Here is a 21663-nt window from a genome sequence, read left to right on the forward strand (position 1 = left end):
CTCCCTAGCTGCCCGGCGTTGTCGGTACAGGTTCTACGACGTTTGCCTGGTCGAGCGGGTCGCGGGAGCCAGCCGCCTGCCGGAGTTCGTCGATGCGGACCAGGATCACGCCGCCGACAATCAGCGCACCGCCGAGCAGCTGGATGACTGAGGGCAGCTCGCCGAGAATGAGCCACGATGCCAGGACGGCGAACATCACTTCAGTAAGACCGACGAAGGATGCCACCTTCGACCCAAGGCCCCGAGCGGCGAAGATTCCGGTGACATAGGCGAGCACCGTCGCAATCAGAACCAGCATCAGGACGGGAACCAGCCAGGACGTCTGCCAGCCTGCGAGGGTCACGTCTCGGAACTCGAACGCAAAAGGCATCACGCCGATCAGCCCGAGCACGAGGATCGTGAAAGCGCCGACCAGCATACCGCCGCCGGCCATTATCAGTGGCGGCAGGTCGTCGTCGGCTTTTGCCGACATTACAAAGAACACCGCGAGGCAGACCGCGGCTCCGAGTCCATACAGAACCCCGATGGGGTCCAACCGCTGATCGCCGGTCAGGTCAAGGACAAGAAGCAGTCCAAGCATGGCGGTGATGGATCCGCAGATGGTGAGCCTACTCGGCGCCCTGCGGGAGCGGAGCCATAACCATCCGACAATGAGCACGGGCGCGAGGTACTCGAGCAGCAGTGAAACGCCGACTGACATCCGCTGAACAGCACTGAAGTAGAAGAACTGACAGAGCGCAATGGCGGTTGCGCCGTAGATGATCAGCGTCAGTGCGTTGCGCCGCAGCGTGCCCCAGCGGCCTCGGAGCGCAACCACCACGGGGACAAGCAGCACCAGGGCTGCGCCACCGATACGGATTCCGACGGCGGCACCAGGGCTCCATCCGATCTCCAGCAGCGATTTGGCGAAGGGCCCTGACACGCCGAAGGAGGCGGCTGACAGCAGCGCAAACCACAGTCCGGTAGCTGTACCGCTTCTCATGGGTGTCCCTCATAACGTCATAACCAAAGTGTGCTTACGGTGATGACGTTACGCTGAGAATTGGTTATGAGTCAACACCAGCTACGGTCATGACGCACCAGCTATGCTTTCTGCTTCGCGGCTGCCTTCGCCGCGCGTTTGGTCTCACGAACCTTCGCCAGTGACTCTGCGTCAGTGATGTTCGCGACGGACCGGAAGCAGCCGTTCTCGCCGTAGTGGCCTGCTGCCTCCCGCCACCCGGAGCCCGTGAAGTCATAGCGTTCGCCGAGCAACGCAAGGAAAATCTGCGCTTTCTGGACCCCAAAGCCCGGCAGGCCCTTCAGCCGCTTCAGCACCTCGGCGCCGTCAGGTTCACCACGCGTCCAGATGGCCGACGCGTCGCCACCCCATTCATCCACCACCGTCCGGCAGAGTGTCTGGATCCGGGCCGCCATGTTGCCGGGATAGCGGTGCACAGCGGGAGGGGTCCGGCAGAGCTCAACAAAAGCGTCGGCGTCGTACTCTGCGATGGTGGCGGCATCCAGCGCGCCCAGCCGTGCCTTGATCTTGGCCGGCCCCGCAAAGGCCGTTTCCATCGCTACCTGCTGGTCGAGGAGCATGCCCAGCAGCAGCGCGAGCGGATTGTTGGACAGCAGCTCATCAGCTTCGCTGTCGCCGGTGATGTGAACATGTGGCGCCATGGATCCAATGCTATCGACCGGACGGGCGTTTAGAGTCGGAAGCCACTTCGTCATCCTTGAAGATGCGGAGGAGGGCGCCGACGTCGTGGTGTGATTCCGCAGGATGCCTGAAGGGCTGGGAACCCTCCACGACGTAGTGTGTGCGGCGCCCTTCCTTCAGACGGTGGATGTACCCGGCTTCCTCGAGATCCTTGAGGATGTGCAGGGCGGCACGGCGGGTGATTCCCACCCGGAGCGCAAGGTCCTCCACCAGAATGTCCGGATGGGCTGCCACCGCGAGGAGCACGTGCCCGTGATTCGTGAGGATGGTCCACGACGGGCGGCTTTCACCGCCCGTCGCAGCCGGGGGGCCATCTCCGGGATGGGGGTCCGGTCCAGCCTCCGGCATAGTGCCTCCCCGTTGTCGTTTTAGGTGTCGTTGCGGGGGTCAGTTCCCGCCGCTACACCTTTTCTACCCCAGACCGGTTGCAGATCTTCGAACTCTTCCGGTGTGGCCGTGCGGAAGGGGGAAGTCAGCGGACCGGGAAGCGCCCGGCGTTCCTCCCCGCGGGTCGCCAGCAGGCTCGCGCCTATGGAGATGGCCAAAATGGTGATGATGACACCCAGGGAAATCGCCGTCGGGATGTAGAAGACGTCCACCTTGAGGAGCATCTTGATTCCCACCCACACCAGCACCAGGGAAAGCCCTACCTTCAGGTAGATGAAGCGGTGAATGAGGTCGGCAAGCAGAAAGTACATGGCACGCAGGCCCAGAATAGCGAACGCGTTAGCGGTGAAGACCAGGAACACCTCATCCGTCACCGCGAAGATCGCAGGGATGGAATCGACCGCAAACACAATGTCCGTCACCTCTACCATGACGAGGACCGCGAGCAGCGGAGTGGCAAGCAGTACGCCCTTTTTGCGGATGAGAAGACGCTGACCATAAAAGGCGTCGGTCATCGGGACATAGCGGCGGAACAGCTTCAGCGTGCGTGACTTCTCCGGATCAATGTGCTCGTTGCGCTGCTTGAGCATCTTGTAGCCGGTGAAGATCAGGAACGCGGCGAACAGGTAGAGAACCCACTCCGCACTGGCAATGATGGCCGAACCGGCGGCAATGAAAATGCCTCGGAAAACCAAGGCTCCCAGCACGCCGAGAAACAATACGCGGTGCTGGAACTCGCGGGGAACTCCGAAGAAGGCAAAGATGATGGCCCACACGAAGACGTTGTCGACAGCGAGAGATTTCTCAATCACGTATCCGGCGAAATACTGCTGGCCGAACTCAGCGCCATAACCGAGCCAGATCACTCCACCGAACGCCACGCCCATCAGGACCCAGACAGCAGACCAGATTGCAGCTTCCCGGACAGAAATGACATGCGCGCGCCGGTGCGCAACGAGGTCGAACGTCAACATCAGGAGTATGAGGCCAATGACAGCAAACCACAGCCACAAGGGCACGTTCATGGGGTACCTGCTTCCAGTCAGTTACTACCAACTGGAGGTCTCTCCCGGCCGCTGCCGGCCTGTCCACCGGGAAGCGCTGGGGCTGCCGGAATGACGATGGACTGGTTAGGGGATACTCCCCTCCGTGAAAATAAGTGAACCAGAGTTCACCTTTTCGCGCAAGCGCCCTGGTTCCCGCGCCTCCTCTGATCCGGTTGACGGCAGCCTGCCGTCTTCGCTTGCGTGTTAGCGGGCGTCGTCGTCCGTGCTTTTCGGCTTGGTGCCCCGGGGGTTGCCGTGCTCATCGAGGTTGGCTGATCCGCCGGGAATCTTCGAGGACGAGCGATTGATCCCCGTGCCCTTCCCGAGGTGATCTTCATTGGGTTTCTCCGTCATCAGCAACAGCGCGCAGATGACCATCGAGGCGATGAAGGCGATGCCCGCGGCGGTCAGGCCCAGGTCCACCCGCAGCTCCCGGGTGCCACCGCCGGTGGCGAACACCATGGTCGCGATCCCCGCTATTGCTGCCAGAACGGCCGAAAAAATGAGAGGACCCTTGACGCCCTTGACCTGCTTGGACACGGTTCCTTCTCCTCAATGTTTTCTACGAATAGTAGAAATCTAGTTTACGGGTTTGGCGTGGGTTACGGGACCGGTAACTTCCCGTGCGTCATGCCGGTAGCTGAGGGCTGCAAGAGCAAGCACGACGGCGGAAATCACCGCGCCGCCGCCGGCCACACCGAGCAGGGCATGCGCTCCGAGAGGCTGGAACAGCGGCAGCAGAGCTCCGGTCAACGTTGTCACGATCCCGATCAGGAGGAAATCGCGGGCAGCAATATAGGCGCCGCGGTTCCTGAACCAGATATTCAGGTACACCAAACCCATCAGGATCAATGCAAGCGCCCCGGCTTGGGCAAACACCTGGTCTGCATGCACCCACAGATTGAGCAGACCGGCAATTGCCAGGAACACCGGCACCGTTCGGGTGAGCCACGCGGGTATGGCGCCCTCTAGCAACAGGCTCTGCTCGGTGAAGTAGACGGCGGCGGCCAGCCCCAGAAAATAGAGCCCTCCCGCGACGGACATCACATGGACGGAGGGCTGTCCCCAGAAGATGGTCAGCAGCCCGAAAGCACCGGCCACTGCGGCGTGAAGCAGAAAAGCACGCCAGAGCAGAGTCAGTGCGGGCCTGCCTGCCTTTTCCACGCTCATGTCCTGCCTTTCCGTGCGCCTGAGGAACGATGCAAGTTTAGTCTCAGGCGGCCCCGGTCACCATCCAGCGATCATTCCGGACCCGCCAGCCCAGAGTCAGTGCGCGCGCCAGCATGTACCCGACACCGAACGCTGCCCATAGCCAGGCGATCCCCTCCAGTCCCGTCAGGCCGGCTGCGAACACCAGAACCAGCAGTGGAACGTACAGAACCAGATTTACGACGCCGGCGAGCGCCAGATACCTCGCGTCACCCGCACCGATCAGCACTCCGTCCAGCACAAAGACGTAGCCGCAGACCGGCTGCGCTGCGGCGAGTACCCAGAGGCCTATGGTGAAGGCCGCCCGGACGCCCTCGTCAGAGGTGAAAATCCAGTCAATGAACGGTGCAGCGGCTGCCAGCATCAGTCCGGTGAGCACGCCGAAGACAACTCCCCAACGGATCATGGTGCGGGTGAGGGCATGTGCGAGAGGCCGGTTGCCAGCACCGAGCTCCTTCCCGATGAGCGCCTGTGCCGCAATCGCAAGAGCATCCAGCGCGAAGGCGAGGAGAGTGAAGATGGTCATGATCAGCTGGTGGGCTGCAAGGGACACGGGCCCTTGCGACGTTGCCACCACCACCGTTGCGAGGATCGCCACCCGCAGACTGGCGGTCCGGAGCATCAGCCATGAACCGACGCGTGCCGTTGCCCTCAGGCCCCGCCAGGTAGGACGAAGCGAAACCGAGTGCCTGCCTGAAAAGCGATAGATGATGACGAGATAGACCGCTGCCATGCCCCATTGCGCAATGCTCGTCCCCAGCGCGGAACCTGCAACGGAAAGCCCCGCACCGTACACCAGTAGGTAGTTCAGGACGATATTGGCGCCGAACCCGGCTCCGGCCACTACCAGCGGCGTGCGTGTATCCTGGAGCCCCCTCAACACTCCTGTTGCCGCGAGTACAACAAGCATGGCTGTCAGCCCCGGCATGGAGAACCGCAGGTAATCCACCGCGAACTGGTGAACTTCGCCTTCAGCGCCCATTGCGGCAGCGAGCCCTGGCGCGAGGATCCATCCGAGAACCGATAGGGTCACACCCAGCAACAGTGCCAGCCCGACGCCGTCGCGCCCTGCTGCGAGTGCATCCTGCATGCGGCCGGCGCCGAGGAACCGCGCAACCGCAGGCGTTGTCGAGTAGGCGAGGAAAACCATAAGTCCGACGGCGGTCTGAAGGATTGTTGATGCGAGTCCCACGCCGGCCAACTCGTTTACGCCCAGATGACCGACGATCGCGGAGTCCGCCAGCAGGAAGAGCGGCTCCGCAATGAGAGCACCCAGCGCAGGTACGGCAAGGCGGAGAATGGAGCGGCCAAGCTGGCGGCGGTCGGGGACAGTGGTGGACACGAATCCCAGCCTAGGCCCTGGGCAGGACAAAACGGATGGGCCATCCTGGCTCCGAATAGCTACGCTGGGTACTGGTTGAATAGCTGTTCAGCCAGATGAGGAGATGTCCGTGAAAGCTGGAGTCAAGCACTTCATCGTTGGTGCTGCACTCCTTCTGTTCAGCACCTTCTTCATACCGCAGGGGATGTCAGGTTTTGCGCGGTCCGCCGCTCGCAGCGAGCCTGTCGATGGCGGTTCCATAGTGCTGCTGATTATCGGCGTTGTCATCGTGGTGGCGGCGATCGCGTTGATCGCGCGCGGCCACATGCTGCGTTACAGGGAGCGCGCACGCGAGGCCGGGCGGAGGCCAACGGACCTCTCCTAAGGTCATAGCCCTTTCTCAACCATCTCCAGCAGTCGCCGCGCAGCGAAGGTCCGCTGCTCCTCATCCAGTCCCTGCAGCGGTCCGTCAATGACGAGCATGGCGAGCCCATGCACCGACGACCACGCCAGGAACTCAGCTCCCAAACGCCGCTCCGCCGGAAGAACACCCGCCTCGACCAGACCATCCAACGCCGCAGACAACAACTGGAACGGTGTCAGGCCGCTGTCGCCGGCCGAATCAGGGGCAGCGGCATCGCGCAGGTCCGCATGCTCCGCGAACGCAGTACGAAAAAGGCCCGGCTGGGTCTGTGCATAACGAAGATACCCGGCTCCTACGGCGCGGAGCCGAGCCTTGGCCACGTCGCCGACGTCGCCGGTTGATTCAATCCGGGACAGTTCCTGCTCGATGGAACGCGCCAGTTCCGCCTGAGCTGCCATCGACACGGCATGGAGGAGTGCCCGCTTGTCGGCGAAGTGCCGGTAGGCGGCGTTGGGTGTCACGCCCGTGCGGCGCGTGACCTCACGGAGCACGACGGCGGAGGGCCCGCCCTCGCGGGCAAGTTCAGTACCAGCAGCCACCAGGGCGCGGTGCAGGTCACCGTGACGGTATGTGCTGCGCTTCCGATGAGTCACACCATCTCCTCCCCTCGTGAGGCGCCTAAACAAATGTGAACAGTGTCAACAATTGTGCCACGACGCCGGTAATCGAGCCGGGACGTTCAGCGCAGGGTTGCTGCCTCGGCGGAAAGGTTCACCCGAGCCTTCACCGCCCACAGACGCCGCCCCTCGGCAGTGCGATAAAGGGGATCAAGATTCAACAAGCGGTCGACGACGGCGGCCCTCCCCCGCGCGAATTCCGGGTCCGGTATGTGGGCATACTCCTCCCGGACGGCGGCGAGGTACCGCCGGTACCCGCCCGGAGCACGGCCCAGCACCGCAAGGTCCGCATCACACAGCAACTCGGCCGGGCGGTCACCCTGCAGCGGTGCGTGCGTAGTGGTCAGCAGCACCAGGCGCCTCACCTCCGCATGAGTCTCTACGACACCTTCGAGCAGGGACCCCGCGAGCGCGGCCGACGCCGCCTCATCCTCCCCAGCACGGCCGTTATACACCGCGTCGTGGAACCAGGCGGCGAGCCGGGCATTCAGGCGGGTTTCGGCGCCGTCGTTCTCGGTGAAAAGGAGGTCCAGCGCCTCTAGGACATCGAGCAGGTGTTCGGGCGTATGGTAGCGGCGGTGCGGCTCCGACCACCGGCCCAGCAACTCCGCGCCGAGCCGGGACGTGCCGGGCAGGGTCTGCTCCCATCGCGTGAGGAGGGACCGGCGGATGCGGTCCGGCCGGCGTCGTGCAGGTACCCGTAGCCCACTGGCGATCAGGACCCGCACCAGCGTTCCGCCGTCAACCTCGTGGGCACCGAGCTCGGCGAGCCGGCGGTAGCGCCGGGCCGGAACGTCGTAGTGATCTATGTCGAACGCGCGCTCGGGAATGCCGGCACTGGCTGCGAATGCGTGCAGCTCAGCGAGCGAGGTATCCGAGATGAGGTGCGAGAAAAGCGTGCCGTGCGCGGGCCAGAGCGGAGGATCGATATACACGGCCATGGGATAGAAGCATACCCAGCAAAACCCCTGTACAGCCGCTGGGTGCTGTGCCATTGTTTACGGTGTCTACATGCGGTGCCGTCGTGCGTTTGGTGTGTCCACGGCGACCGCGTTTTCACCTTCGCGAATCGAGTACCCATGGAAACCACCCTCCTTGCCGTCGGAACCAAAAAGGGCCTTTGGCTTGCAACCAGCACCGACCGGCAGAACTGGACGCTCTCACAGCCCCACCACCTCATGTCCGAGATCCCGAGCATCGGAATTGATACCCGCGAGGGGAGGACGCGCATCCTGGTGGGAATGATGGACTGGCACTGGGGACCCACCGTGGTCTATTCGGATGACCTCGGAGCGACCTGGTCCGAACCCGAGCAGGGCGCCATCAAGTTTGCCGAATCAGATGACACCGCGCTTGGCCGGATCTGGCAGCTGCAGCCGGACACAACGGGCCGGCCGGGGGTTGTCTGGGCCGGCTGTGAACCGATCTCCGTGTGGAAATCGACTGACGGCGGGCAGCACTTCGAGCTCAACCGCGGGCTGTGGGACCATCCGCACCGCTCGGAGTGGGGCGCCGGTTTCGGCGGCGCCGCGGCGCACACGGTTATGCCCAGCCCGGTCGACGACACCGTTCACGTGGCCATGAGTACCGGCGGCGTCTATCGCTCCACAGACGGCGGCCAGTCCTGGGAACCGCGGAACAAGGGCATCTCGGCGTACTTCATGCCGGACCCCAACCCGGAATTCGGTCAGTGTGTTCACAAGATCGCTCGGGATTCTGAGAATCCCCAACGGCTCTACGCCCAGAACCACCACGGTGTCTACCGGACCGACGACGGCGCAGAAACCTGGGAATCGATCGCTGACGGACTGCCGGCTGACTTCGGATTCGTGATGCTGTCCCATCCCCGCCGCGGCGGTACCGCCTGGGTTATTCCCCTGAAGGCCGACGGAGAGCGCATCCCCCCGGATGCACGGCTTGCCGTTCACCGCACGGACGACGCCGGTGCCACCTGGACCCGGCTGGACAGAGGCTTGCCCGCTAGCGAATACAACGCCGTACTGCGCGATGCCGCAGGCGTGGATACTGCGGAGCCGGTCGGCGTCTACTTCGGAACGCGGGGCGGTTCTGTCTACGCCAGCGCGGACGAAGGGAATACTTTCACTGAGGTGGCGGCTCACCTGCCGGATGTGCTGTGCGTGCGTGCCGCCGTCGTCGTTGGCGCCGCTGCTGGCGTCGGGTCACCATGAGCCCTGTCACCGTCCTGATTCCGACGCTGCTGCGGCCGCTGGTTGATGACCGGTCCGCCGTCGAGATTCCGCTGGAGGCGCCCGCTCCGGTTTCTGCGGTACTGGACACACTGGCCGACGGGAGACCTGTCCTTGCCCGTCGGATCCGTGATGAGACCGGGGCGCTGCGCCGCTACGTCAATATCTACGTGGACGGTGAAGACGTGCGCCGGGCGGACGGTCTTTCTACACCGGTTGCACCCGGCTCAGAGGTGATGATCATTCAGTCCGTGGCCGGCGGGTAAGCGGCTGCGCTCAGCCACAGTAGGCGTTAGTTTGGATGAATGAGCGTCTACCGGTACGAGGTCGAGATTTTGCATCTGCTCGTGTCCGGCCAGCACGCCTACTTCGGCCGCGCGCGTGATGGCGCAGCGGACGTGCCAACGGTGGACGCCGAGCATGTCGACGTGGTGGCCGGCAAGGGCATCGTCGGGGACCGCTTCTTCGGCAAGGCGGCGCACATGGACGCTGCGGTGACGGTGTTCGCCGTCGAGGCGTTGGAGGCGATCGCGGCAGAACTGGGTGAGGGTGCTTTCGATCCGCTGCTGACGCGGCGCAACGTGGTCTTGAGGGGTGCACATCTGGCGCCCCTGGTTGGGCAGGAGTTCACCCTCGAGTCGGGCCCGGACCGGGTGACGCTGCGCGGCGGCAGGCCCGCGCATCCGTGTGCGTGGATGGACCGGATGCTAGCTCCTGGAGCACATGCGGCCATGCGTGGCCGCGGGGGCGTGCGCTGTCAGCCTGTCGCCAGTGGGGTGCTGCGCCGAGGGCCGGCCGTCCTGGTGAGCCCGGTGGAGCTTGACCCGGCGCAGGCCGGCGTGCCTCATCGGCTGAAGCCCAGCCGTCTCCCGTGATCACCCTTCCCCCTAGAACCCGCCGGTGTCCGCTGCCATGTTGTTGAACCGCGAGTAGTGGCCCTGAAACCCGACAACCAAAGTCTTGGTGGGACCGTTACGGTGCTTGGCGACAATGACGTCGGCTTCTCCGGCTCGCGGCGATTCCTTGTCATAGACGTCGTCGCGGTGGAGCAGGATGACCATATCGGCATCCTGCTCGATCGAGTTATGAACGGCAATGCCGTTGGCAACGAAGTTGTGGTTTCCAAGGACAGTCGCGTCGAATACCTCTTCCTCACCGTCCGGTTCGATACTGACAACGCTGTCCCAGAGGAGATCATTGACTGCCATGACGTCGAGCTCCGCTGAGCCCAACACGGCCGCCACCCTTGCCAATCGCTGCCGCGACGGAGCGGCCTTGAAGAGGGTTGATCCACAATATTGGGTCCCAATGGCTGCCTGGAACTCACGGTGGGTCATATCCTTTTCCGCGAGGATGGACTTCACATCATCCCAAACCTGCAGAGGAACGGTGTCAACATTGGTGTTGGCTGTTTTGTCCCGGATGATCTCAAGCAGATGCTCGCATGAAGCCGCCCGGGCACCATGGACGCCGATCTCCTGAAGGAACCGGCGCTGATCGTCACCGCCTGAGACGTCGAGCGTGTAACCCGGACGGTAGTTGCCCTTGGCGGTCGCCGTTTTTACCCTGGCGCTGATACCGAAGCGAAGAAGGAGCCGCATTACGTCATCGATGAGCCGCCGTGAGGTCGACGCATAGTAGATGCGGCCGCCCGTAGCCGCCCGGTTCACGGTCACAGAACCGTCGGTGGCCCACAGGTGCTTCAGGAACAGGGAAATTTGGGCCTTGGGTAAAGCGAAGACCTCTTCCGGAACGAAGTCCCTCACCTTATTGGCGAGAAGGATGACCTGAGAATCATCCCAATGGGTCCGCTCTGACGGCCCGTTGACATGGCGAGGAACACCCAGTCGGTCCCCGACCTTGAGATGACCGAGCGCACGCCAGCCGTCGTAGGTGAAAAACGGGTGGTTGGAAGTGGCTCGAATAGTTTTCCCGGAGGCCAGCGTTAGACGGAAAACCTCCTTTGTGCCGGTCGAGAAAACATGCGTGAGGTGGCGCTCCACGTACCGGAGGCTGTCATCCAAAGACCAAACAGGCACATCACGGGCACCGGTCCGGAACAGCTCGCCCATTGTGGTCTCCGCACCGGTATCCGATCGCAGCACCCTCGTGTCAGCAGTGAGGCAGCCCGATTCGCGAAGGTCCGAGACCATTGGCCGCTTGTCTGTTCGCTGTTCAGAGCCACGGTTGAGCTGTGACAGTGCAACGACGGGAACGTTCAGTTCCTTCGCCAGGAGCTTCAGGGCTCGCGAGAATTCCGAGACTTCCTGCTGCCGTGATTCGACACGCTTTCCGGATGACATCAACTGCAGGTAGTCGAGGACAACGAGCTTCAGATCATGCCTCTGCTTGAGACGGCGGCATTTTGCGCGGATCTCCATCAGCGACATGTTCGGGCTGTCGTCGATGAAGAGCGGGGCGTCGTTCATGCGTCCCATCGTGGTGGCGATCTTGCCCCACTGTTCATCCTTTACGGTGCCCTTACGCAGGTCCTGCAGTCCGATGGTGGCTTCCGCAGACAACAAACGCATTGCGATCTCGTTTCGACCCATCTCGAGCGAGAAGAAGACGGTAGTCATGTTGTGCTTGATGGCGGCAGAACGGGCCCAGTCTAAAGCGAACGTGGAGTTGTGAGTGGGGACGAAGGACCTGCCTGCCAGATACAGATGCTCGTCATTCGTTACCTGTATGCATCGAACAGGTACCGACTCGACGCGTTCCACCGAGGTGATGAACCGCTGAGTCCGCTTCGGCGTGGACCTACAGTCCCGCTCTTTGTGGAGAATCTGCTTGCGAGTGAGCCCAAATACAGTGTCATCAGTGGAAAAAGTGATGACGAAGCACGTCGACGAAGAAGCGCTACGACCTTTGACAGGTTTTTCCCACCAGCCGGTGCGGTAGCCCAAGCTGAGCGCGAGCTCACGGAAATCTTTTGCCAAGCGAGCGTGCGTGACCGCAAACTGCACGCAGCCATTCGCGGTAACGGTACCGTCCGTATCCAGCAGACCGGCCAAGAGAGCGCGCCGCTGCGCCTCGCTCCCTCGAAGGTACTGGGCAGGGATGTGCTTGTTCCCAAGCACTCCAAGGGTGCGCAGCTGGGCTTGTAAAGATCCGTTGCCGTTACGACACGCCATACAACGCAAGCCGCCGGCGCACCGCTCACCGCAATCCATGCAAACGCTAGGAGGAACCGGGGCCGATACAGCACTTGCCCGAGCACCGCACGAGCGCGAGCAGGTCCGGACATGGCGAACCTTGTTTTCAAACGGGCGACTGCAAACGACACAAACACCATGGAAGATGTACTGCTCAGGAAGGCGTACAGAATAGGTGATGTCGGTAATCTGCTTCGTCACGTACCCCTCGCCGCCAATACGGAGGAGCACCTCCTCGTCAGCCGTGGTTATTCGAGCGGTCGCCGATGCGCCGTCACCCAGCCACGCCCCCAAAGTGTAAGGGCCGATCGGGAGCTCAGCATGAGGCAGGGCCAACGGACGGGTATTGCGCACTGAATGGTTGAGTCGCTGATCGCTGGTATTGCACCGGAGCGTATTCGCGATTTCCCGTGTAGTGCGAACAGAGGGGAACACCCGTTGATTGCGTACACCGCTGTGGCCTACGGACGCCGCCTGCGCGGACTTTCGGGAAGCTCGGGTATCGGTCAGCCATTGGTGTTCTTCGTCAGCAACGATGGTCGAACCGTCGTCGAACGTTATCTTGAAACACGGTCGGCCATGCATGACCTCCGTGGCAGCTACGACCGCGGTTGGGCTACCGTCTGCTGCTATCACCTGGTCCCCCACCGACACCTCACCCATGGTTGTCCAGCCGCTGGGCGTGGGCAGCGGGGTGTCTAGTGCAAGCGCTTTACCCATGGCAGGACGAGCCGCAATCACAATCATCTGCCCGCCATGCAGACCCTGGGTAAGTTCGTCGAATTCGTAGAAGCCCGTCGGTACCCCGGTCATCCCCTCGCCACGGTGGCCAGCCGACTCAATCTCGTCGACCGTGCCCTCGATGATGTCCTTCAGGGGCACATAATCTTCAGCGGTGCGGCGTTCGGCTACTGCATAGACCTCGGCCTGGGCGGCGTTGACGAGGTCATCCACCTCTCCGTCATTGGAGTAGCCGAGCTGGACAATCTTGGTACCGGCATCAACCAGGCGACGCAGGACAGCACGCTCGCGAACGATTTCAGCGTAAAAGCCCGCGTTGGCGGCCGTGGGAACAGACTGGATCAGCGTGTGAAGGTAGGCCGGCCCGCCGATGCGGGAGATCTCTCCGCGCTTGGTGAGCTCGTCCGATACGGTCACGGCATCAGCGGGCTCTCCACGACCGTAGAGATCGATGATCGCTTCATAGATGCTCTCGTGTGCCGGGCGGTAGAAATCCACGCCGCGTAGCACCTCGACGCAATCGGCAATTGCGTCTTTGGACAGCATCATCCCGCCGAGGACGGACTGCTCAGCAACCAGATCCTGTGGAGGCGTTCGGGAGAACTGCGGTGAACGAGTGTCTTCTGATGAATCCGCATGAGTCAAAGACACGTGTGCGGCCTTCCTTCCCGAAACTTTCCCGATCCCTGCCCAGGGCGTCTGCCGAGGAGTGGTGGATCCGAGCTGAATAACTATAGATACCAGCCGTCACCGACAGTCCTTGCGGTATGGGATACCCCGCAACGCTAGTGCCCAGCTTCCGCTCTGCCAAGTGAGTTATCCACAGGGGGTGTGTATAAACAGGCAATTGTTCGGCGTGTTGTGTGCACAGGCTGGGGATATCTCTGTGGAGTAGAAAGAATATTAATCCACAATGTGGGGCTGACTTGGGTAAATGCTTCATTCCACCTGTGGAGAAGAAGTTTATTCCGCCAACATTCAGCCCGCACTTTCGTGTTGACAGACGAGCAAAAGAGCCCTACGGCGGCGCATTTATGCACTGACTATCCACAACCCGTACGCCACTAGACATGACGTGCGTCACAACGAATAGAAAGCATGACGGCCCTTTATGCCCCTACACTGATGGACCGGCCATAGACGTACGGACACGGGAATACTCCACCTGCGAGATATATGCACCGGGTACGGTCCGGTGTACGTCTTAACCCTGAGATACTTCCACCCATGGCAGACAACAAGACTGTACCCACCGCCGCGTCCCCACAGGACTTCATCGATTCAGTACCCCATGAACGCCGCAGGCAGGACGCTCAAACGCTCCTGGCCCTCATGAGCCGTATCACCGGGCTGGAAGCGGTGATGTGGGGTCCGTCAATGGTGGGGTTCGGAAGCTACCACTATAAGTACGCTTCCGGCCGCGAGGGGGACGCCCTGGCCGTCGGGTTCTCACCGCGCAGCGCCAACCTCGCGCTCTACGGGCTCACTTACGCACCACAAGCCGCCGAGCTTCTTCCGGAGCTGGGCAAGCATAGAACTGGTGCAGGATGCCTGTACATCAATAAGCTCGACGACGTCGACCAGGACGTTCTCGCTCAGCTCATCGCCCTGGGTCACGAGTTCATGGTCAGTGAGAACTTCACAAGCAGCTGATCCGGCGGCAAGCAGAAGGCCCCCGCTCCCGAAGGAACGAGGGCCTTGCGCGTACTATGCGTAACTCTAGCTGGCGACGACGTCGAGATCGATCACTGCGGCTACGTCCTCGTGGAGACGAACGTTTGCCTGGTAGCTGCCGACCGACTTGATGTGTGCCGGCAATTCGACCTTGCGCTTATCGATGGCGCCAAGGCCAGCGGCCTCAACAGCCTTGGCGACATCCTCGGCCTTGACGGTTCCGAAGAGACGACCGGACTCGCCGGCCTTGACGGTCAGCTTGACCGGCTTTGCCTGCAGAGCAGCAGCCTGACGCTGAGCGTCCTCGAGTGAAGCGTGTTCGCGGGCAGAACGTGCAGCCTTGATGGACTCCACCTGCTTCTCGCCGCCCTTGGTCCACGTGAGGGCGAAGCCGCGGGGCAGAAGGTAGTTACGTGCGTAACCGTTCTTGACCTCGACAACATCGCCTGCGGTTCCCAGACCGGTGACTTCCTGGGTCAGAATAAGCTTTGCCATGGTGTGTTCCTTTCCTTAGCCGCGGCCTGCGCCGGAGTAAGGCAGGAGTGCAACTTCGCGGGCGTTCTTGATTGCCTGGGCGATTTTGCGCTGTTCCTGCACGGTCACGCCGGTAACGCGGCGCGCACGGATCTTTCCGCGGTCGGAAATGAACTTACGCAGCAGTGCTACGTCCTTGTAGTCGATGACGGTGACGTCAGCGGCCTTCAAGGGGTTGGACTTTGGTTTGGGCTTACGAAGTTCAGCCTTAGCCATCGTGGTGCTCCTTATGTCTGGTGGAGCCCGCAGAACGGTTCTGCGGGATGGGAATTTCAAAAGTGGAACGCCGCCGGTGCGGCACCGTTCCTGGAAGGTCTAGAAAGGCGGCTCGGATGATTCCGGGCCGTTGCCCCAACCGGACGAGTTACCGCCGGCCGGTGCACCCCACGGGTCCTGGGACGGCTGCTGGGCCTGCTGGCCGCCGCCGCCGTTCCAACCCTGGTTGGAGTTGCCGCCGCCGAAGCCGCCGCCGCTGTCTCCACCGAAACCGCCGCCACCACCGCCGGAGCGCTGGGTACGGCTTACCTTGGCCGATGCGTAGCGCAGGGATGGACCGATTTCGTCCACCTCCAACTCCATGACGGTGCGCTTCTCGCCTTCCTTGGTGTCATACGTACGTGACTTGAGGCGGCCCTGAGCAACAACACGGGTTCCCTTGGTGAGGGTCTCCGCTACGTTCTCAGCCGCTTCACGCCAGACCGACGCCCGGAGGAACAGCGTTTCGCCGTCCTTCCACTCGCTGGACTGACGGTCGAAGGTCCGCGGCGTCGACGCAATGGTGAAATTAGCCACTGCAGAGCCTGACGGGGTGAAACGAAGTTCCGGGTCGCTGGTGAGATTACCGACGACCGTGATAGTGGTCTCGCCTGCCATGGTGCCTCCTACGGTCACGGGCCCACCGGAGTGGGCCTGGTTTGATAGCCGAAATTACTCGGCGGAAACCTTCTGCTCCTCGGGGCGGATGATCTTGGTGCGCATGATGGTCTCATTCAGACCAAGCTGGCGATCAAGTTCAGCTGCAACAGCCGGGGTAGCGGTGAAGTTGACGACGGCGTAGATACCTTCGGACTTCTTCTTGATTTCATAGGCAAGGCGGCGACGTCCCCAGATGTCTACCTTGTCCACAGTTCCTTCGCCGTTACGGACGACATTCAGAAACTTCTCGAGTGTTGGCTCAACGGTACGTTCCTCGACATCGGGGTCGATGATTACCATCAGTTCATATGCACGCATTTGTGAACCCACCTCCTCTGGGCTAAACGGTCGCGGTCTTTCCGCAACAGGAGGTTCTTTAGCGTTGATCCGCGCGCGGAAACCACTCATTTTCAGCGGTTCCACGTTGGCACGGACTTATCAATACTACCGGACATGAGGCAGCTCTCCGAACCGCCTGTGGACAAGTGGCTGGGCCGGCAAACCGTGTCAGGAAACCGTGAAGAACCGCTGCATCACCCGGGTGAGCTGGTATGGATCCTCGACGCCGCAGAGCTCACGGGCCGAGTGCATGGACAGCAGTGGAACGCCGACATCCACCGTCCGGATGCCAAGTCTGGTTGCTGTCAGCGGTCCAATGGTGGATCCGCACGGCATCACGTTGTTCGACACGAACTCCTGGTACGGCGCGCCCGCATCCCTGCACAACCGCGCCCAATAGGCGGCGCCGGGAGCGTCGGTGGTGTAGCGCTGGTTCGCGTTGATCTTCAGCAGTGGCCCGCCATTCAGGACCGGGTGATTTGCCGGATCGTGGCGCTCGGCGTAGTTGGGATGGACTGCATGGCCGGCATCCGATGACACACAGAACGACGACGCGATAGCCCGCCGCCGCTGCTCCTCACCGGCACCCAATCCCGACGAGATCCGATGCAGGATGTCCTCCAGGAACGGCCCGCTCGCGCCGGAGCGTGATCCGCTGCCGACTTCCTCGTGATCAAAGGCGGCCAGCACCGCGATGGGTGCGCCACCGGCGTCGTTCCTTGTTGCCTGAATGAGGGCGGTGATCCCGGCGTGCACGGAAGAGAGGTTATCCAGCCTGCCCGAGGCGAAGAACTCGCCGTCCGCGCCGAAGACCCGGGGCTGCTGAGTGTCCGCAACCACCACGTCGAAGCCGCCGATCTCCGCTGCTTCGAGATCAGCGTCGACCGCAAGAAGCTGCAGGAGGTCCGCCCGTCCCGGATCACCAAGGCCCCAGACCGGGTTCATGTGTTGCTGCTTGTCGAGCTTCAGGCCGTCGTTGACAGCCCTGTCCAGGTGGATGGCCAGCTGAGGGAAGCGCAGGAGCGGGCCTGTGTGCACAAGGTGCTCCGCGCCGTCGTGCGTCACCAGCCGGCCGGCGAGCGCCAGCTCACGGTCGAGCCAGGAATTCAGCAGCGGTCCGCCGTAGATTTCGACGCCGGCCTGTAGCCAACCGTGCCGTCCGATGGTGGGCTTGGGCTTCAGCTTGAAGGACGGGGAGTCCGTATGCGCTCCGAGGATGTGGAAGCCGGTGGTCTCCGTCGCAGTGGACGGGGTGATCCAGGCGATCAGCGCGCCGTCGCGGATGACGTAAAAGCGGCCGGGTCCCCCGTCCCAGGGATCGTCCTCATGCAGCTGGTTGAAGCCGGCCGCCTGAAGTCGGATGCCGCCTTCGTGGGCAGCGTGGAAGCTGGAGGGTGAGGCGGCAACGTAAGCGCCGAGGTCTGCGATATGAGCGTGAGCGGCAGTCATGCCTGCAAGCCTACTGGCCGCCGCGTGCTGCCCCGGAAGCCGGCAAGCTCAGAAATCGAGCCCCTGGCTTGGGGTGACCAGACCGGTTTCGTAGGCATACACGACGGCCTGGACGCGGTCCCGCAGATGAAGTTTGGTGAGAATCCGGCGCACATGGGTTTTCACGGTGGCTTCGGAGAGGAAGAACCGGTGTGCCAGCTCCGCGTTGGAAAGCCCCTCCGCGATGGCGCCAAGCACTTCTAGCTCACGCGGCGTCAGGTCCTGCAAAAGCGGGTCGCGGGGAGGCTTCGGCGCGTCGGGGCGGGAGCGTACGTACTCCTCGAGCAGCCGCTGGGTGACCCTCGGCGCAACCACGGCATCCCCGCTCGCGACCACCCGGACGGCCTGCACCAACTCGTTGGGCGCGACGTCCTTGAGGAGAAAGGCTGAAGCCCCTGCCCGCAGCCCTGCGAACGCGTACTCATCAAGGTCGAAGGTGGTGAGGATGATGATCCGGGCACACGCGCCTGACTGGGTGATGCGCCGGGTGGCCTCGATCCCGTCCATCACCGGCATGCGGACGTCCATCAACACGACGTCCGGCTCCAGCCGTGCTGCCAGGCGTGCAGCCTCAGCGCCGTCGGAGGCCTCACCGACGATGTGCATGTCTTCCTCGCCCTCGAGGATCAGGCGGAAGCCCATCCGCAGCAGCGGTTGGTCATCCACCAGCAGCACCCTTGTCGGCTCGCTCACGCAATCTTCTCCTGTCGGTTCTCAATGGGAACCTGTAGTTCTGCGGCAACAACCCATCCTCCGGACGGCGTTGGCCCACAGTTCACTGTGCCGCCGTAAATGGCGGCCCGCTCACGCATGCCCGTGATTCCCTGCCCGGTTCCCACTGACGGCAGCGGTTCCATGGCGCCGCGGCCGTCGTCGGACACCCGCACCCTGACGGTGCTGCCCAGTCTGGCGATCAGGACGTCGACCGTGGTGGCCCCCTTCGCGTACCGCAACACGTTGGTCAATGACTCCTGGACAATGCGGTGGACGGTCATCTGGAAGGCGGCATCCTCGGGCAGGCCCGGCCCACTCAGCTGCACCCGGATAGGCAGCCCTGCCGCGCGAAATCCCTCAAGGAGACCGGCGAGTGAACCGCCGGCCGGCAGCGGCGCGAGCGGGGCCGCGTCCGGTCCTTCACGGAGAACACCCAGCACCCGCCGCATATCCGCCAGCGCTGTGCGCCCGGTGGCGGAGAGCTCCGCCAGTACCTCCCGCGCTCGATCCTGATCCCGCTTCATGACGACGCCGGCGCCATCGGACAGCGCGATCATCACCGACAGGGAGTGCGCGACGACGTCATGCATCTCACGGGCGATCCGGTTCCTCTCGTTCGCGGAGGCAAGTTCCGCGTTGCGTTCAGCCCACTCGCGCAACTCATTCTCATGCAGCCTCTCCCGGCGGACGGTCATGCCGATGCCGACGGCCACGACGTACCACATGACCACGAATCCCACGACAACCCAGATGAGGAAGGGAGCGTCGTCGGGCATCAGGTCCGGGATAAAGGGCAGGGGAACCACCGAGGTGACCAGTGCGGCAGCAAACGCCACAGCTGCAATTTTGATAGGGAAAGCCACCGCAACCGCGTACAGCGCAAACCAGATGCTGATGCCCACCGTTGCGCGCCCGTCGGAGATCAGCAGCGCCACGGGTTCGATCAAACACAACAGCGCCAGGACAACCAGTGGCCGTCGGCGCCGAAAGAAGAGGATGAGGGCGGCGGCGCCGAGAGGCGCTATACCCCACCACCCCAGGGGAAGGTCCGCTGCCAGGACGACGTTGGGCACACTGGCAACAAGGAACAGCACGACGACGGCGACATCCATCACACGCGGATGTGACCGGAAGTACCGGCGGATGGGGCCGAGCCGCCGGGCGTTAATCTCGGTGAAGGAGACGGCGGCCGTTCGTTCCGCAGTCTCCTTCACCAAGGCTTTTTCACTCATGGAGTGAGCTTATGTGGTGCGCAGGTCTACTCGTCTAGACGTCGCGCTTCTTGGTGACCGCCACCGAGATGACGAGCAGCACGAGAGCCCAGCCGCCGAGTACCAGCGCACCCTGCCACTGGTTGAGGGCGTCTTCAGCGATGGTGATTGCCACCATCTGCTCGCCGGCACTGCTCGGTAGGAACCGCGCGGCGTCAGGGATCCAGTCAGCGATACCTGCCAGCAACGTGGCCACGAGGATCGGAAGGACAAACAGGAGGCCAATGGTCGTTACAACTCCGCCGGCGGTGTTGCGCAGGAGGGTTCCGATGGACATGGCAATGATGGCGACCAGGGCCAGAACCGAACCCGTGTTGATGATGTGCAGCAGCACGCCGTCAGTATCCAGGCCGAAGGCCAGGTCTGATGGGGCGAGAATCGGCTGTGCAACGAGGTAGCCGACGAAAGCTGAACCCGCGCCGAGGATAAATGCGATGACAGCGAAAACGAGCTGCTTCGCCAGCAGCGCCGGAATACGTTTGGGGACCGCGACCATGGTGGACCGGATCATCCCGGTGCCCCACTCGGAGGCAATCAGGACCACTGCCAGGGACCCCATGAGCAGTTGGCCGAAAATCAGTCCGGAGCCCGGGATGGTGGAAACGATCGAGGTTGCGTCCGGCGCTCCCTGCACCTGGGCAGCCACCTCCGGATCGGACTGGAGATCAAACAGGATAGTTGTCTGCCAGGCGAACAGCGCCGCGAGGCCAACCATGACCACCACGGTGATGCTCAGCATGATCACCGTCGAGGGGACGGTTGTCACCTTGATCCACTCGGACTTGAGTACCCGCGCGAAGTTCACGCCGGATCCTTTGGCGGGGCCGCGGTGGGAGCCGGCAGTTTCCGGCGCGGGTGCGGTTGCTGTATGCGACATGGTTACTTGCCTTCCTTGGAGTCGGCGCCGGAAGGAGCATCCGGAAGAGTGTGTGAGTGGTATTCGACCTCATCGGAGGTGAGCTGCATGTATGCGTCCTCCAACGAGGCCTGCAGCGGTGTCAATTCGTAGACGAGGATCTGGTGGTCAAGAGCGACCTCCGCGATCCGGCGCGAGTTCGCCCCGGTGACCTCGAGAAGTTCCGGTTCAAGCTGCTGGGTCGAAACGCCGTCCGCGGCCAGTGCCCGCACCAGCTCGGCTGGTCGGTCGGTGCGGACCCGGGCGCGGGTTTGACCCTGTGCGTCGAGGATTTCGCTGATGGGAGCATCAGCGATGATCCGGCCGCGGCCGATGACAATGAGGTGGTCCGCTGTGAGCGCCATTTCCGACATCAGGTGGGAGGAAAGAAAGACGGTACGGCCTTCGGACGCAAGGCCCTTGGCGAGGTGCCGGACCCACTGCACGCCCTCCGGGTCGAGTCCGTTGACCGGCTCATCGAGGATCACCGTATGCGGATCTCCAAGAAGCGCGCAGGCAATGCCGAGCCGCTGGCCCATACCGAGGGAGAAACTTCCGACACGCTTCTTCGCCACAGGTCCAAGACCGGTCATTTCAATGACCTCCTTGACCCGGCTATTGGGGATACCGTGAGTGGCAGCCATCGCCCGCAGATGGTTGTAGGCGGAGCGCTTGGTGTGGACCGCCTTGGCATCGAGCAGGGCGCCGACTTCACGCAGGGGTGCGGAGTGCTCGGCGTAGTGCTTGCCGTTGACGCGGACGTCGCCGCCTGAGGGATTGTCGAGCCCGACGATCATGCGCATTGTGGTCGACTTACCGGCGCCGTTGGGACCGAGAAAACCGGTCACGCGGCCGGGCTTAACGTTGAAGGAGATACGGTCTACCGCCGTTTTTGCGCCATAGCGCTTGGACAGTTCTGCTGCCTCAATCATGATGGGCATCCTTGGGGAAGGGAAAGTTTTGGAATACACCCAACCCTACGGAGCTTCACCGCGAAGGGCACCGACCAACCGGATGATCTTGC

General features: G+C 62.7%; 25 protein-coding genes. 6 read left to right on the forward strand and 19 right to left on the reverse strand.

The features are described 5' to 3' along the window. Positions 1–4: 4 nt before the first annotated feature. The 4 genes from AC1MBU_RS01740 to AC1MBU_RS01755 all read right to left on the reverse strand — a co-directional run bounded on the left by AC1MBU_RS01740 (position 5) and on the right by AC1MBU_RS01755 (position 3114). Complete coding sequence (locus tag AC1MBU_RS01740; RefSeq protein ID WP_277358984.1) at positions 5–982, reverse strand: EamA family transporter; 978 nt, start codon at positions 980–982, stop codon at positions 5–7. A 101-nt stretch (positions 983–1083) separates the two neighbouring features. Further along, the gene (locus tag AC1MBU_RS01745; protein WP_056545479.1) at positions 1084–1662 is read right to left on the reverse strand and encodes an HhH-GPD-type base excision DNA repair protein; all 579 of its coding nucleotides are present in this window, start codon (positions 1660–1662) and stop codon (positions 1084–1086) included. Positions 1663–1672: 10 nt separating this feature from the next. Continuing rightward, complete coding sequence (locus tag AC1MBU_RS01750; protein ID WP_277358985.1) at positions 1673–2050, reverse strand: helix-turn-helix transcriptional regulator; 378 nt, start codon at positions 2048–2050, stop codon at positions 1673–1675. Between the two features lie 20 nt (positions 2051–2070). Beyond that, positions 2071–3114: a TerC family protein gene (locus tag AC1MBU_RS01755; RefSeq protein WP_479788286.1), complete on the reverse strand. Its 1044-nt coding sequence runs from the start codon at positions 3112–3114 to the stop codon at positions 2071–2073. Here AC1MBU_RS01755 and AC1MBU_RS01760 point away from each other — a divergent pair. Further along, the gene (locus AC1MBU_RS01760) at positions 3080–3208 is read left to right on the forward strand and encodes a hypothetical protein (RefSeq protein WP_268760496.1); all 129 of its coding nucleotides are present in this window, start codon (positions 3080–3082) and stop codon (positions 3206–3208) included. The genes AC1MBU_RS01755 and AC1MBU_RS01760 overlap by 35 nt on opposite strands. A gap of 131 nt (positions 3209–3339) precedes the next feature. Here the strand turns inward: AC1MBU_RS01760 and AC1MBU_RS01765 are convergent, their stop codons facing one another. The 3 genes from AC1MBU_RS01765 to AC1MBU_RS01775 are packed head-to-tail and all read right to left on the reverse strand — an operon-like array spanning position 3340 to position 5686. Beyond that, positions 3340–3675 (reverse strand): hypothetical protein, encoded by a 336-nt coding sequence (locus tag AC1MBU_RS01765; protein WP_277358987.1) that lies wholly within the window; start codon positions 3673–3675, stop codon positions 3340–3342. A gap of 39 nt (positions 3676–3714) precedes the next feature. Further along, positions 3715–4305, reverse strand: a complete 591-nt coding sequence (locus tag AC1MBU_RS01770) for a hypothetical protein (RefSeq protein ID WP_479788287.1) — start codon at positions 4303–4305, stop codon at positions 3715–3717. Between the two features lie 43 nt (positions 4306–4348). After that, positions 4349–5686 (reverse strand): MATE family efflux transporter, encoded by a 1338-nt coding sequence (locus tag AC1MBU_RS01775; protein ID WP_479788288.1) that lies wholly within the window; start codon positions 5684–5686, stop codon positions 4349–4351. A gap of 109 nt (positions 5687–5795) precedes the next feature. On the opposite strand from AC1MBU_RS01775, the gene AC1MBU_RS01780 reads away from it, so the two are divergent. Further along, complete coding sequence (locus AC1MBU_RS01780; RefSeq protein ID WP_479788289.1) at positions 5796–6050, forward strand: hypothetical protein; 255 nt, start codon at positions 5796–5798, stop codon at positions 6048–6050. A gap of 2 nt (positions 6051–6052) precedes the next feature. On the opposite strand, the gene AC1MBU_RS01785 is transcribed toward AC1MBU_RS01780, so the two are convergent. Both AC1MBU_RS01785 and AC1MBU_RS01790 read right to left on the reverse strand, forming a co-directional pair. Continuing rightward, complete coding sequence (locus tag AC1MBU_RS01785; RefSeq protein ID WP_479788290.1) at positions 6053–6682, reverse strand: TetR/AcrR family transcriptional regulator; 630 nt, start codon at positions 6680–6682, stop codon at positions 6053–6055. 86 nt (positions 6683–6768) lie between these two features. Continuing rightward, positions 6769–7647: a DUF4031 domain-containing protein gene (locus AC1MBU_RS01790; RefSeq protein ID WP_346027760.1), complete on the reverse strand. Its 879-nt coding sequence runs from the start codon at positions 7645–7647 to the stop codon at positions 6769–6771. A gap of 138 nt (positions 7648–7785) precedes the next feature. On the opposite strand from AC1MBU_RS01790, the gene AC1MBU_RS01795 reads away from it, so the two are divergent. The 3 genes from AC1MBU_RS01795 to AC1MBU_RS01805 are packed head-to-tail and all read left to right on the forward strand — an operon-like array spanning position 7786 to position 9788. Beyond that, positions 7786–8895: a WD40/YVTN/BNR-like repeat-containing protein gene (locus tag AC1MBU_RS01795; protein WP_277358993.1), complete on the forward strand. Its 1110-nt coding sequence runs from the start codon at positions 7786–7788 to the stop codon at positions 8893–8895. Further along, on the forward strand, positions 8892–9179 hold the full coding sequence (locus AC1MBU_RS01800; protein WP_277358994.1) for a MoaD/ThiS family protein: 288 nt from the start codon (positions 8892–8894) through the stop codon (positions 9177–9179). The genes AC1MBU_RS01795 and AC1MBU_RS01800 overlap by 4 nt, the downstream gene beginning before the upstream one ends. Before the next feature lie 39 nt (positions 9180–9218). Further along, positions 9219–9788, forward strand: a complete 570-nt coding sequence (locus tag AC1MBU_RS01805) for an MOSC domain-containing protein (RefSeq protein ID WP_346027761.1) — start codon at positions 9219–9221, stop codon at positions 9786–9788. A 12-nt stretch (positions 9789–9800) separates the two neighbouring features. Here AC1MBU_RS01805 and dnaB read toward each other — a convergent pair whose 3' ends face one another. Next, entirely contained in the window at positions 9801–13460 is a 3660-nt protein-coding gene (dnaB, locus tag AC1MBU_RS01810; protein ID WP_479788291.1) for a replicative DNA helicase, read from the reverse strand. Positions 13461–14036: 576 nt separating this feature from the next. On the opposite strand from dnaB, the gene AC1MBU_RS01815 reads away from it, so the two are divergent. Then, entirely contained in the window at positions 14037–14462 is a 426-nt protein-coding gene (locus AC1MBU_RS01815) for a DUF1801 domain-containing protein (protein ID WP_277358537.1), read from the forward strand. Positions 14463–14528: 66 nt separating this feature from the next. Here the strand turns inward: AC1MBU_RS01815 and rplI are convergent, their stop codons facing one another. The 9 genes from rplI to AC1MBU_RS01860 all read right to left on the reverse strand — a co-directional run bounded on the left by rplI (position 14529) and on the right by AC1MBU_RS01860 (position 21571). Then, on the reverse strand, positions 14529–14978 hold the full coding sequence (rplI, locus tag AC1MBU_RS01820; RefSeq protein WP_056545506.1) for a 50S ribosomal protein L9: 450 nt from the start codon (positions 14976–14978) through the stop codon (positions 14529–14531). Positions 14979–14993: 15 nt separating this feature from the next. Then, positions 14994–15233 carry a 30S ribosomal protein S18 gene (gene rpsR, locus AC1MBU_RS01825; protein ID WP_005273147.1) on the reverse strand — a complete coding sequence of 80 codons (240 nt, stop codon included), beginning with the start codon at positions 15231–15233 and terminating at the stop codon, positions 14994–14996. 99 nt (positions 15234–15332) lie between these two features. Continuing rightward, complete coding sequence (locus AC1MBU_RS01830; protein ID WP_277358536.1) at positions 15333–15890, reverse strand: single-stranded DNA-binding protein; 558 nt, start codon at positions 15888–15890, stop codon at positions 15333–15335. 54 nt (positions 15891–15944) lie between these two features. Then, entirely contained in the window at positions 15945–16250 is a 306-nt protein-coding gene (rpsF, locus tag AC1MBU_RS01835; protein WP_026543913.1) for a 30S ribosomal protein S6, read from the reverse strand. A gap of 189 nt (positions 16251–16439) precedes the next feature. Continuing rightward, the gene (locus tag AC1MBU_RS01840; RefSeq protein WP_346027763.1) at positions 16440–17720 is read right to left on the reverse strand and encodes a M18 family aminopeptidase; all 1281 of its coding nucleotides are present in this window, start codon (positions 17718–17720) and stop codon (positions 16440–16442) included. Between the two features lie 48 nt (positions 17721–17768). Continuing rightward, a complete protein-coding gene (locus tag AC1MBU_RS01845) occupies positions 17769–18401 on the reverse strand; it encodes a response regulator (protein ID WP_056546653.1) in 633 nt (210 codons plus the stop codon). A 47-nt stretch (positions 18402–18448) separates the two neighbouring features. Next, complete coding sequence (locus tag AC1MBU_RS01850) at positions 18449–19705, reverse strand: sensor histidine kinase (RefSeq protein WP_277358534.1); 1257 nt, start codon at positions 19703–19705, stop codon at positions 18449–18451. A gap of 34 nt (positions 19706–19739) precedes the next feature. Next, positions 19740–20621: an ABC-2 transporter permease gene (locus AC1MBU_RS01855; RefSeq protein ID WP_277358533.1), complete on the reverse strand. Its 882-nt coding sequence runs from the start codon at positions 20619–20621 to the stop codon at positions 19740–19742. 2 nt (positions 20622–20623) lie between these two features. After that, a complete protein-coding gene (locus AC1MBU_RS01860; protein WP_346027765.1) occupies positions 20624–21571 on the reverse strand; it encodes an ABC transporter ATP-binding protein in 948 nt (315 codons plus the stop codon). Positions 21572–21663 lie beyond the last annotated feature (92 nt).

The organism is Arthrobacter sp. PTI12 (assembly GCF_056679915.1).

Excerpts from the sequence above, each read along its gene's own strand:
- AC1MBU_RS01740 (WP_277358984.1), bottom strand. The coding sequence starts at position 982 with ATGAGAAGCGGTACAGCTACCGGACTGTGGTTTGCGCTGCTGTCAGCC.
- AC1MBU_RS01745 (WP_056545479.1), bottom strand. The coding sequence starts at position 1,662 with ATGGCGCCACATGTTCACATCACCGGCGACAGCGAAGCTGATGAGCTG.
- AC1MBU_RS01750 (WP_277358985.1), bottom strand. The coding sequence starts at position 2,050 with ATGCCGGAGGCTGGACCGGACCCCCATCCCGGAGATGGCCCCCCGGCT.
- AC1MBU_RS01760 (WP_268760496.1), top strand. The coding sequence starts at position 3,080 with ATGACAGCAAACCACAGCCACAAGGGCACGTTCATGGGGTACCTGCTT.
- AC1MBU_RS01755 (WP_479788286.1), bottom strand. The coding sequence starts at position 3,114 with ATGAACGTGCCCTTGTGGCTGTGGTTTGCTGTCATTGGCCTCATACTC.
- AC1MBU_RS01770 (WP_479788287.1), bottom strand. The coding sequence starts at position 4,305 with ATGAGCGTGGAAAAGGCAGGCAGGCCCGCACTGACTCTGCTCTGGCGT.
- AC1MBU_RS01790 (WP_346027760.1), bottom strand. The coding sequence starts at position 7,647 with ATGGCCGTGTATATCGATCCTCCGCTCTGGCCCGCGCACGGCACGCTT.
- AC1MBU_RS01795 (WP_277358993.1), top strand. The coding sequence starts at position 7,786 with ATGGAAACCACCCTCCTTGCCGTCGGAACCAAAAAGGGCCTTTGGCTT.
- AC1MBU_RS01800 (WP_277358994.1), top strand. The coding sequence starts at position 8,892 with ATGAGCCCTGTCACCGTCCTGATTCCGACGCTGCTGCGGCCGCTGGTT.
- AC1MBU_RS01805 (WP_346027761.1), top strand. The coding sequence starts at position 9,219 with ATGAGCGTCTACCGGTACGAGGTCGAGATTTTGCATCTGCTCGTGTCC.
- AC1MBU_RS01815 (WP_277358537.1), top strand. The coding sequence starts at position 14,037 with ATGGCAGACAACAAGACTGTACCCACCGCCGCGTCCCCACAGGACTTC.
- rplI (WP_056545506.1), bottom strand. The coding sequence starts at position 14,978 with ATGGCAAAGCTTATTCTGACCCAGGAAGTCACCGGTCTGGGAACCGCA.
- rpsR (WP_005273147.1), bottom strand. The coding sequence starts at position 15,233 with ATGGCTAAGGCTGAACTTCGTAAGCCCAAACCAAAGTCCAACCCCTTG.
- AC1MBU_RS01830 (WP_277358536.1), bottom strand. The coding sequence starts at position 15,890 with ATGGCAGGCGAGACCACTATCACGGTCGTCGGTAATCTCACCAGCGAC.
- rpsF (WP_026543913.1), bottom strand. The coding sequence starts at position 16,250 with ATGCGTGCATATGAACTGATGGTAATCATCGACCCCGATGTCGAGGAA.
- AC1MBU_RS01840 (WP_346027763.1), bottom strand. The coding sequence starts at position 17,720 with ATGACTGCCGCTCACGCTCATATCGCAGACCTCGGCGCTTACGTTGCC.
- AC1MBU_RS01845 (WP_056546653.1), bottom strand. The coding sequence starts at position 18,401 with ATGGGCTTCCGCCTGATCCTCGAGGGCGAGGAAGACATGCACATCGTC.
- AC1MBU_RS01850 (WP_277358534.1), bottom strand. The coding sequence starts at position 19,705 with ATGAGTGAAAAAGCCTTGGTGAAGGAGACTGCGGAACGAACGGCCGCC.
- AC1MBU_RS01855 (WP_277358533.1), bottom strand. The coding sequence starts at position 20,621 with ATGTCGCATACAGCAACCGCACCCGCGCCGGAAACTGCCGGCTCCCAC.
- AC1MBU_RS01860 (WP_346027765.1), bottom strand. The coding sequence starts at position 21,571 with ATGATTGAGGCAGCAGAACTGTCCAAGCGCTATGGCGCAAAAACGGCG.